This window comes from Constantimarinum furrinae (assembly GCF_014295415.1).
Classification (GTDB): Bacteria; Bacteroidota; Bacteroidia; order Flavobacteriales; family Flavobacteriaceae; genus Constantimarinum; species Constantimarinum furrinae.
In genome coordinates this window covers 801,283-812,540 of record NZ_CP052909.1, presented here as the reverse complement: position 1 = coordinate 812,540, position 11,258 = coordinate 801,283, and the positions used below count along the sequence as shown (strand labels likewise).

The window sequence follows — 11,258 nt, the reverse complement described above, 5'->3', positions numbered from 1 at the left end:
GAATATGAAGCTAACACTGAAAATATGGCGCCAGAAGGATGCCGGTACTAAAGGTCAATTGCAAACTTACCCCTTGGATGGTGTGGAAGGCGACATGTCCTTTCTTGAAATGCTGGATGTGCTTAACGCTGAATTAATAGACAAGGGAGAAGAACCCGTGGTATTCGATCACGATTGCAGAGAAGGAATTTGCGGGAGCTGCTCACTCCAAATTAACGGGGAACCTCATGGACCGGACCGGATGGTAACGACTTGTCAGTTACACATGAGAAGTTTTAAGGATGGAGATACTATTGTAATAGAACCCTTCCGGGCAAAGGCTTTTCCTGTCATTAAGGATTTGGTGGTAGATAGAAGCTCCTTCGATCGTATACAACAGGCCGGAGGATATATCTCGGTTAACACTTCAGGAAATACTATAGATGCCAATGCCATTCCCGTAGAAAAAGAGAATGCCGACGAATCCTTCGAGGCAGCGACTTGTATAGGTTGTGGTGCCTGTGTAGCGGCGTGTAAAAATGCCAGCGCTATGTTATTTACGTCTGCAAAAGTGAGTCAGTTTGCACTTTTACCTCAGGGAAGAGTTGAAGCAACCCGCCGGGTGTTAAACATGGTTGAGCAAATGGATAAGGAAGGTTTTGGAAATTGTTCGAACACAGGAGCTTGTGAAATTGAATGTCCAAAGGGAATTTCGCTTGAAAACATTGCACGGATGAACAGAGAATACCTAAGTGCAAGTCTAAAGGGATAAGTTAGTTGGCCTTTGAATGTGTTGGAGTAAACTTTTCCTGATCTTTTAAGGCGATATTCTTTATTATGGTTTGAATGAACTTCGTGATATCATAAGGTTTTACAATAATATCATTCATTCCACATTCGTAAATGCTGAATTTCATTTCCTCTATCTCAACTGCGGTTAAGGCTACGATTGGCGTAAAAATATCGAACTGTCGTATCTCTCGCGTAGCATCGATACCATTTTTAACCGGCATATTGATATCCATTAGTATGAGGTCGTAATTTTCATTCTTTACGAGTTTGATCGCTTCATTTCCATTTTCGGCTATAGTGCTTTTCGCACCGTGCTTCTCCAATATCTTCTTGGTTACCGTTTGGTTGATGCGATTGTCCTCAACGATCAAGATACGCTTGTCTCTTACGATCCTGTCATCCAGCAACGGGGGCGCTTCCAGTTTAATCTCTTTGCTCACCGTTTTAAAATTCAGGGTAAATGAAAATAACGAACCCTTGCCCAAAGCACTCTTCACCGTAAGATCGGAATTTGACAAATGCAATAATTTCTTTACAATAGGGAGCCCCAGTCCGGTTCCATGGTATTTATAGTTGTCATTTTCCAATTGAGAGAATTCATCGAAGATACTTTCTTGTTTCTCTAGTGGAATTCCCGTTCCCGTATCTCTTACATGAAATGAGATCGCAGAGGTTGTTTCGGTTTGTTGCGTGGTTTCAGCTATAATATAGATATCTCCATTCTCTGTAAACTTACAGGCATTACTTATAAGGTTCATTAAAATTTGGGATAGTCGTACCGAATTACCTTCCATGAGAGCAGGAACCGATTCTGAAATATGAATATGGATCTTATTGTTATTTTGAATTCTCATATACTCGAACGAGGCTACGATCTTCTTAATAAGTTCGTTCAGGTTGAAGGTGACTTTTTCATCTTCAATAGAATTTGAATCGATCTTATTGATCTGAAGCACATCGTTAATAAGTGCTAAAAGATAATCGGCCGAAAATTTTAAGGATTTCAAATCCTTTTCGTGTTTTTTCAGAGTCTTGTCTTCAAGTAAAATCGTACTAAGTCCAATGACACCGTATAAAGGAGTTCTAAGTTCATGACTCACGGTAGAAAAGAACTTACTTTTGGCTTTCGCCAGTTTTTCTGAATTTTCTTTAGCTTCCAGATAATGCTTATTCTTCAGTTTTAATTCCTGAACCAGCGTCTTACGGTTTCTATAAGCGAAGAAAAGCGCAAAGAACATAATAAGAAACACAGCAGCCACTATAATTAGGATAATATTGAGGCGGTTTTTATTTTTTACTATTTCGGTTTGTAATTTATTCTCCAGCTCGGCGGCCAGTACATCCCGTCGGTATTCGTCTACCTGAAACTCTGCCGATAATGCATTATTTTTAGCAGACATGATGCTTTGCCGCGCCTTATCTTCATAATCTTCATACTTAAGTCGAGCTTCGTAAGCCTCATCGGTTCTGCCTTGCTTAAATAAACTCTCACTGTAGTACAGCCAGGCATTCTCTAGCTCAATATCTGAATCGAATTTCTTAGAATCTTCAATGACCTTTTCCAAGTATTGATTAGCCATTTCATAATTACCTTTTTCATAGTGATATTCTCCCAGTAAATTATCCAGGGCCAGCGTATAAGCATCTTCATCATCATACTTTGCCAACCTGCGCGCTTTTATAATATGAAGGTAGGCCTTGTTGTAATCGCCTGCCTCCATCGAGGTAAGAATGGTGTTAAAATGAGCACGTGCCAGATAGGTTGAATCCTGCAGTTTTTCAAACAACTTAATCGATAATCTGTGATATTCGAACGCGGTCACATAATTATCTGCCGTATACGCATAAATATTTGCCAGGTCCATATATGTGATCGCTTTGGCAAATTCATTTTCTGAGAATTCGGCGTAGCGCGACGATTTTTCAAAGCTTTCCTGGGCCATCACTGTGTCTTCCATGACCAGGTAATCATATCCCAGATTCCTGTAACCCTGATGGATCAAATATGGATTCTCCTGAGCAAGTGCTTGCTTTAAAAGGGTGATGTTTAACTCGAAGGAACGCTTATAATTTCCTTTGTTATAGTAATAACTCGACGAGTCCAGAAGTTTTTGGAACGACTTAGGGGTAACCGGTTTTTCGGCCTTAAATTCAGCCTCCGCCATCTCCTGATTTTGAGCGGGAAGTGATAAGCAGGCAATGGAAAAGACCAAGAAATAGTAAAACTTCTTCATGTTCTTTAAACAATTTGGGGGGTGTAATATACACTTTTTATAAAAAAGTGCCGCATTTAAGTAAAATTGTGAACTGATTTTTAATTATTTATGTTATTTTTTTGACATGATAGAATCTAAATTTCCCAACACCTCCGAAAGTATTTTCTCCATTATGAGCAAAATGGCAAATGATCACGATGCCATCAATCTCTCACAGGGTTTTCCGAATTTTGAAAGCGACCCTGTATTGATCGAAATGGTACATAAGGCCATGGTTGATGGTCACAATCAATATGCGCCTATGCCTGGTGATCTAAAATTACGCCAGGCTATCGTACACAAAATAGAACATCTCTATGGGAAAAAATATAACGAACATACCGAGGTTACCATCACTGCCGGGGCTACACAAGCAATATTTTGCGCCCTAGCAGCTATCCTAAGCAAAGGTGACGAGGTTATTATTTTTACACCTGCCTACGATTGTTACGAACCGACTATACAATTATTTGGAGCTAGATCGGTTCCGATCCAGCTTAAGCCGCCGTTTTTTCAACCCGATTGGGAAGAAGTAGCTGAAAAAATAACAGAACGCACCAAAATGATCATCATTAATACGCCTCACAATCCTTCCGGGATGCTATTTAATGAGGAGGATATGATCGCTTTGCAGGAACTTTCAGAAAAGCACGACCTGGTTGTAGTAAGCGATGAGGTATATGAACATATTATTTTCGACGGTTATGCTCACCAAAGTGCCTCTAAGTTTCCACAGCTTGCAGAGCGCTGTTTTATTACAGCTTCCTTTGGCAAGACTTTTCATAACACCGGATGGAAAATGGGCTATTGCATTGCTCCCGAAACGCTTATGAATGAATTCAGAAAGGTGCATCAGTACAATGTATTTTGCGTAAACCACCCGGTTCAAAAGGCATTGGCAACCTATCTCGAGGAGCCTTCCAGGTATTTGCAGTTATCCGATTTTTATCAGCAAAAAAGAGATTATTTTCTTTCCCTTCTGACGGAATCCCGCTTTAAGATCGTACCCGCTAAAGGCACCTATTTTCAGCTACTGGATTATTCTAGGATCTCCTCTGAACGTGATATCGAATTTGCCGAAAGACTCACCAAAGATCATAAACTTGCTACCATTCCTACTTCAGTCTTCAACACCCTGGACGAGGATTTTAAACAGATTCGGGTGTGTTTTGCCAAAACTGAAGAAACATTAAAGCGGGCTGCAGAACTATTAAATACGCTTTAGTAACAGGTCGATAATACCCAATCATAAGTTTTCTCAATTTGAAAATTAAAACATACAATTAAAGATTTGTGCTTTAATCATAGGAATTGGTAACTTTATAACATATAGTCTAATAGTAATTTAAAAGTAAGGATAATATGAGCACTACAGATAATCATGGTGAAGCCTGGGATGTAAATGAGTCCTCTGCAAAATGTCCGTTCTTAAACGGTAAGATGGCAGGTACTGCCGGAAGAGGAACGAGCAACAGAGATTGGTGGCCTAATTTGTTGAATTTAAATATTCTTCGTCAGAATGCACCCATCGCAGATCCAATGGAGGCCGATTTCGATTACGCAAAGGAGTTCAAATCACTGGATCTACAAGCGGTAAAGAATGATCTTTATGATCTAATGACCGATAGCCAAGACTGGTGGCCGGCAGATTACGGGCACTACGGACCCCTTTTTATACGAATGGCATGGCATAGTGCCGGGACCTACAGAATACAAGACGGCCGTGGGGGAGCAGGGTCGGGACAACAACGATTTGCTCCGCTTAACAGTTGGCCGGATAATGCAAATTTGGATAAGGCACGATTACTATTATGGCCCATCAAAAAGAAATATGGAAAAAAATTATCCTGGGCAGATTTATTGATTCTCGCAGGCAACTGTGCCCACGAATCTATGGGTTTAAAAATGTTTGGATTTGCCGGAGGTCGTAAAGATGTATGGCAGCCTGAAGAAGATGTGTATTGGGGCTCCGAAACCGAATGGCTCGGAAACAAGGAGCGCTATGCAGAGGATAAACTGGAAGGTCCGTTGGGAGCAGCACATATGGGATTGATCTATGTAAATCCTGAAGGACATAACGGAAATCCGGATCCTGTAGAGGCGGCACAATACATACGTGAGACTTTTGGCCGTATGGCGATGAACGATTATGAAACTGTTGCCCTAATTGCCGGCGGACATACCTTCGGAAAGACCCACGGGGCTGCTAACCCCGATGATTATGTGGCCGAAGAACCTGCCGCTGCCGGTATCGAAGCCCAGAGCATGGGTTGGCATAACAGTTTTGGTAGCGGAAAGGGAGCAGATACCATTACCAGTGGTATTGAAGGGGCTTGGACTAATACTCCTACAAAATGGAGTCATACTTATTTTGAGAATCTTTTTAAATATGAGTGGGAACTCACCAAAAGTCCGGCCGGAGCACATCAATGGAAGCCTAAGGACAATGCAGGAGCAGGAACAGTGCCGGATGCACATGATCCAAATAAGAAACATGCACCCTTTATGCTCACTACAGACCTGTCCTTAAGAATGGATCCGGCCTATGAAAAGATCTCCAGACATTTCCTTGAAAATCCGGAAGAATTTGCCGATGCATATTCTCGTGCTTGGTTTAAGCTAACGCACAGGGATATGGGACCTGTAGCCCGATATTTAGGCCCGGAAGTTCCACAAGAAGAGTTGATCTGGCAGGATCCGGTACCTGCAGCAGATTATGAAATGATCAATGACCAGAATATTTCCCAATTAAAGCGACATATATTAGACACCGGACTGTCAATTTCTGAATTAGTCGCTACGGCATGGGCTTCGGCATCTACCTTTAGAGGATCGGATATGCGGGGAGGTGCAAATGGTGCTCGAATTAGACTGGCACCTCAGAACTCATGGAAAGTGAACAATCCAAAACAATTGTCGAAGGTTCTGGAAGCGCTAGGCGGAATTCAAAAGAAATTCAATGAATCACAATCGGGGAATAAAAAAGTTTCTTTGGCCGATCTCATTGTACTAGGGGGTTGTGTAGCTCTTGAAAAGGCAGCAAGTAACGGGGGACACCAAATTACCGTACCTTTTACAGCGGGACGTACCGATGCTTCCGAAGCACAGACCGATGCCGAAGCCTTTGATGCCCTTGAGCCTCTTGCAGATGGTTTTAGAAATTATGTAAAGGATAAATACGATGTTACTGCTGAAGAGCTATTAGTTGATAAAGCACAGTTACTCACACTCACCGCTCCTGAAATGACGGTGTTGGTGGGCGGGATGCGTACGCTGAATGCCAATTTTGACGGCTCTTCTCATGGAGTGTTCACCGATAAACCGGGAACCTTAAGTAATGATTTTTTTAGCAATCTACTGGATATGAGGGTGCAATGGAAATCTATTTCAGACGATGACACATTATTTGAAGGAACCGACCGTACCACTGGTGCCTCAAAATGGAAAGGAAGCCGAGTAGATTTGATATTTGGTTCCAATTCAGAGCTGCGCGCGCTTGCAGAAGTGTACGCCTGCGAAGATGCCAAGGAAAAATTTGTGAAGGACTTTGTAGCAGCCTGGACCAAAGTAATGAATTTGGATCGGTTTGATGTAAAGGCATAATTTATTGTTGAATCACTTTTTTCAAAGCAACATACCTAGTTATGTTGCTTTGTTTCTTTATTTTTAATGTATGAATGAGGATTTATTTAAAGCCATCCGCGAAGGAAATGCTTCAGTGGTACAAGAGATACTTGCAAAAAACCCACAATGGGTAAATGAAAGGGACACAAGAGGTTCAACACCGCTGCTTTTAGCCAGCTATTATGGGTTTTCAGACATAACAAAAATTATACTGTCACATCCCCAGGAAGTCGATGCACAGGATGCTTCGGGAAATACTGCGCTTATGGGTGTTTGTTTTAAAGGGCATAAGAACATAGCCGAATTATTACTGGAGCACGGAGCCGACGTTAATATTACGAATTACAATGGAGCCACGGCACTCATTTTTGCAGCCACCTTCGGAAAAACTGAAATTGCCAAATTGTTATTAGAACACGGGGCCAACCCCACAATTTCAGACGATAAAGGAAATACGGCTTTATCACATGCTACTATGCAGGGTTTTTCTGAAATGATCGCTCTTTTAAATCGGGAATCATGAACGATCGATTGAGACTTAGCATTATTCAGAGTGAACTGCACTGGGAAGATCCCGAAGCCAACCGTACCATGTTTTCAGAAAAAATACACGGCATAAATGAGCAAACACACCTTATTGTCCTGCCCGAAATGTTTACCACCGGTTTTTCAATGAATGCTGCACAATTGGCTGAAGAAAATAACGGCTCCACCTTAGCCTGGATGCGATCTGAAGCTCAAAAAAACAACTGTGCTATTACGGGAAGTGTGATAATAAAGGAAGAGAATAGTTACTTTAACCGCTTGTTTTTTGTATTTCCCCATGGAGATTATAAAAAATACGATAAAAGGCATACGTTCACACTGGCCGGAGAACATAAGATTTACTCGGCAGGTACTCAAAAACTCATCGTGGATTATCTGGGCTGGAAAATTTGTCCGTTGATCTGTTATGACTTACGGTTTCCGGTTTGGGCTCGCAATACCGAAAATTACGACCTGTTACTTTATGTAGCCAACTGGCCGAAAAAACGGGTGGCAGCCTGGGATGCGCTACTTAAAGCACGTGCTATTGAAAATATGTGCTATACTGTTGGGGTAAACCGAACGGGTCTCGACGGAAATTCACATCACTATACTGGGCATTCGACGGTATATGATGTGTTGGGAGAACAGCTCTCGACCACCGACTTTGAAAAAGAATTTATTGAAACGGTTATTCTGGAACGATCTCATCTAGATTCAAACCGGGAACACCTCCAGTTTTTGAATGACAGAGACGAATTTAGTCTAAAGTAAAGGTTTCGTTGAGGCTCCAATTGACTCGCATTTCCAGTTTTGAGGGGTAATAGATCACTTTTTCAGGTTGTATTCTGTTGAGAAAACTACCCGTGTCCCAGATCCCATTCTTATTTTCGTCATAGATCACCCGTATATAAAACATGCCGGGCGAAATATAATCGAAAAAGGCCGTTTCCTGCTGCCAACTCACCTTTTGGGCGATCACTTCGAACTTTTCATTGACCAGCTGAACGATCACCGGATACGATCTTACATTGTTGAGTGTTAGCGTTAATGTTCCATAATCGGATTCGGCCTTCGTACGTACCAGATAAGAAATGGTATCGTTGGTCTTTCCGAACATATCGGTGATGGCATTTGGAAAAAGTTGAACTGCATAGGATTGCTCTTCAGTCTTCGGAAATACCACAGCCGCAATATTGTATTCGCGGTCCAGTACGAATTCTGAAGGAATTAATACCGAATCTTTATTCATGACCTGTACATATTCCGAAGCAACCGAAGTAACCGGAGTATTGACCTGAAGTTTAATACTGTCTCTGGGCAATACCACCGAAGCCGCCGTATTGCGAACCGTCAAACTATCGGCATATAATTCCTTAATGCGCATGATAATGGTGTCGCTGTGTATTCTATTTTTTGCTACAAAGACTAAGGAATCTCTTTCAAATGCAGGAGTGTACCAATAATGCAGGGTGTCTTTTATCGCATCCTTGTATACCACAGATTTGTAGTCCTGTGGAACGTCGCTAAGCAATTCGATCTGTAACGAATCTGCTTCACCCTCATACCCGAAAAGGATCTCATTTTTTGAATTCTGAGACGGTCTGGCGATGCTGTAATCGGGAATTTCTTTAAACAGCTTGATGTGAAAGGTGCTGTCTGTAGGGAGTGTGATAAACTCATTTACAAATCCGATTTTATCATTCTTTGGCTGATAGATAAAATCGCTGTTTGTTTCGTTGAGGGCCAGCATTAAATAAGTCCCCGCTTTGAGGTTGGTAAGTTCGAAACTATGGGCACTATCCCTTACTGTGGTGACATAGGTAGGTTTTTGGGTGTATATTATGGAGTCTGTAAAAGTATCATCCACTTCATAGAGCATCACATTCGTTCTTCCTTGAGAACTTAATATTTGAGCATCGGTTGCGCTACCCATTACATTAAGACTATCGATATAACTTCCTGTTGAAAAAACGTATTTAAAATATTCGAAAGGGTTTTCCTCATTGTTGTCAACGATACTTTGTCCGAAGTTGATCGAATACGTAGTATTTTCCTTCAGCGTATCGAGGATGGTGATCTTTATTTGTTTGGAAGTGCTGTACGGGGTAATAATAGGATCGTATTGTAGCGGAGGGGAGATAATTAGGTTTTTCTGAAGGTCTTTCAGTTTTATATATTCATCGAAAATGATCCGTATCTCATTTCCGTTAAAGTTGGTTGTGTAATTTTCGGGGAAACTTCTAAGAATTACAGGAGGGATACTGTCTTTTAATCCGCCGGAAGGAGATCCCTTTTTCGCACAGTTTGCCATGGAAAGGATAAGCAAAACCAGTAAAGGAATAAGATACAAACGGTGCTTCATGATTGCAAAAATAGGTAAGTTTTGCAGACTTTTCAGCATTTTATATGTAATGGTTTTATTCCCGGATCACTAGGCGATGGCCATAGTCGCAAAGCTTAGGGTCACATTCGATTTCTGAAGAAGTTTATTAGCACAATTTTCGAGGGTTGCTCCCGTCGTAACTATATCATCGACCAGCAGTATGTGTTTATTTTCTATGGCTTCGGAATGGGTAATACTAAATACCTCGTCTTCCTGTATACGCATGAGTCTTTTTTTGAAAACCTGAGAATTCGTCTTTGAAACTTTCAAAAGAATATTATCCCGATAAGGAACATTGAGGGCAGCCGCAATTTCTGTGGCAAAACCGGTCACCTGGTTGTAACCGCGTTTTTTCAGTTTCTGTTTATGTAAGGGAACGGGAATCACGAGATCCACATCGGAGTATGCGGGGAGCTCCTTTAATTCGGCCCCGAGCCACCTTCCGAAGAAATAACTGATCTCTTCCTGATCACGATACTTTAAATTGTGCATGATGTGTTGCGTGATCCCTTTTTTCTGAAATTCGAACAAAGCCGTCGCATTTTTAAGCGGAACACGACCGTAAAAGATGTTTTTCATTCTGTCATTTCCATTTAAATGATATGAAGCCAGTGGTAACGCATGTCGACATCGTAAACATAAGGTTTTATTGCCGTCGTCAAGCGTCGATTGACATCCGTTACAAATCTTCGGAAATAATAGATTTAACATAATTTAATATATTTTACCATTTCATAAACGTTTCCGTATGGATTACCACAGTACTTTTACTCCCTAAATCTATTGTAAACTAAATCATTATGAGTACAGAGAACAACAGTACGAAATTTAAGGTTTTAATTGGGGTGCTTTCAGCATTACTAATTGCGCTTGCGGTATATACAGTAACATTGTATAATGATAGTAAAAATACGGTAAGTAGTTTGGAAACACAAAAAACCGAGATTGAAGCAGAACTTGAGGAGCTTATCGCCAACTACGATGAGGTAATTCAGGATAATGAATTAAAGGATAAGGATTTGCTTGCGGCTCGTGAGCGTATCGAGATTTTATTGGATTCTGTAAAGGATTCCGAAGCTAATGTAGCTTTAATTCAACGATATAAGGAAGAGGTAGGACGTCTTAAAATTGAGCGTAAAATGCTCTTTAAGAAGGCCGATAGTCTTATTGCGGCCAATAAAATGCTTGCTCAACAACGGGATAGCACCAATGTGGTCCTAAGTGAAACCATTCGAGTGGTGGACTCGGTAAATACCGAAAATGTCGCTATGGCAGAAACCATTAAGAAAGGATCTGTCGTTAACGCTGTAGATCTTCGAGGGGAAGCTGTTATTGTAAGAAGTAGCGGAAAAGTTGTTGATACCAGACGTTCAAGCAGAGCCGATAAGGTAAGAGCGTGTTTTTCTTTAACACCAAATCCTATAGCTCAAAAAGGTGATAGAACGTTATATGTTCAGGTGATCAACCCGAAGAATAATTTGCTAGGAAAGAAAGCCGTAATGGAATTTGAGAACGGAATGCTTAATTATTCCGAATCGACTAAAGTCTTTTATGAAAATGAAGAGCTTGATGTGTGTGTTCTTGTAGATGCCATTGAGGAAGACCTTATTGAAGGGGTGTACCGAATCAATGTTTTTGATGGTGGAAAACAAGTAGCAACCACAACGATGGAGCTTAAATAAGAAAAATTATAAATA

At 41.1% G+C, this 11,258-nt stretch carries 9 protein-coding genes; 6 read left to right on the top strand and 3 right to left on the bottom strand.

All coding sequences use genetic code 11. The features are described from left to right. The first annotated feature begins 4 nt into the window (after positions 1–4). Positions 5–751, top strand: a complete 747-nt coding sequence (locus ALE3EI_RS03760; protein WP_186990985.1) for a succinate dehydrogenase/fumarate reductase iron-sulfur subunit — start codon at positions 5–7, stop codon at positions 749–751. A 1-nt stretch (position 752) separates the two neighbouring features. Here ALE3EI_RS03760 and ALE3EI_RS03755 read toward each other — a convergent pair whose 3' ends face one another. Further along, positions 753–3,005 (bottom strand): response regulator, encoded by a 2,253-nt coding sequence (locus ALE3EI_RS03755; protein WP_186990983.1) that lies wholly within the window; start codon positions 3,003–3,005, stop codon positions 753–755. A 106-nt stretch (positions 3,006–3,111) separates the two neighbouring features. On the opposite strand from ALE3EI_RS03755, the gene ALE3EI_RS03750 reads away from it, so the two are divergent. The 4 genes from ALE3EI_RS03750 (at position 3,112) to ALE3EI_RS03735 (ending at position 7,949) form a co-directional block, all read left to right on the top strand. Then, entirely contained in the window at positions 3,112–4,251 is a 1,140-nt protein-coding gene (locus ALE3EI_RS03750) for a methionine aminotransferase (protein ID WP_186990981.1), read from the top strand. A gap of 137 nt (positions 4,252–4,388) precedes the next feature. Then, complete coding sequence (katG, locus tag ALE3EI_RS03745; protein ID WP_186990980.1) at positions 4,389–6,629, top strand: catalase/peroxidase HPI; 2,241 nt, start codon at positions 4,389–4,391, stop codon at positions 6,627–6,629. A gap of 70 nt (positions 6,630–6,699) precedes the next feature. Beyond that, positions 6,700–7,173, top strand: coding sequence for an ankyrin repeat domain-containing protein (locus ALE3EI_RS03740; protein ID WP_186990978.1), 474 nt, complete (start codon positions 6,700–6,702; stop codon positions 7,171–7,173). After that, positions 7,170–7,949, top strand: a complete 780-nt coding sequence (locus ALE3EI_RS03735) for an amidohydrolase (RefSeq protein WP_186990976.1) — start codon at positions 7,170–7,172, stop codon at positions 7,947–7,949. Before ALE3EI_RS03740 ends, ALE3EI_RS03735 begins: the two co-directional genes overlap by 4 nt. Here ALE3EI_RS03735 and ALE3EI_RS03730 read toward each other — a convergent pair. After that, positions 7,936–9,579 carry an Ig-like domain-containing protein gene (locus ALE3EI_RS03730; RefSeq protein ID WP_186990974.1) on the bottom strand — a complete coding sequence of 548 codons (1,644 nt, stop codon included), beginning with the start codon at positions 9,577–9,579 and terminating at the stop codon, positions 7,936–7,938. The two genes, ALE3EI_RS03735 and ALE3EI_RS03730, sit on opposite strands and share 14 nt — an antisense overlap. A gap of 30 nt (positions 9,580–9,609) precedes the next feature. Beyond that, entirely contained in the window at positions 9,610–10,140 is a 531-nt protein-coding gene (locus ALE3EI_RS03725; RefSeq protein ID WP_233279992.1) for a ComF family protein, read from the bottom strand. Positions 10,141–10,361: 221 nt separating this feature from the next. On the opposite strand from ALE3EI_RS03725, the gene ALE3EI_RS03720 reads away from it, so the two are divergent. Continuing rightward, positions 10,362–11,243 (top strand): hypothetical protein, encoded by an 882-nt coding sequence (locus tag ALE3EI_RS03720; RefSeq protein WP_186990970.1) that lies wholly within the window; start codon positions 10,362–10,364, stop codon positions 11,241–11,243. The last annotated feature ends 15 nt before the right edge of the window (positions 11,244–11,258 follow it).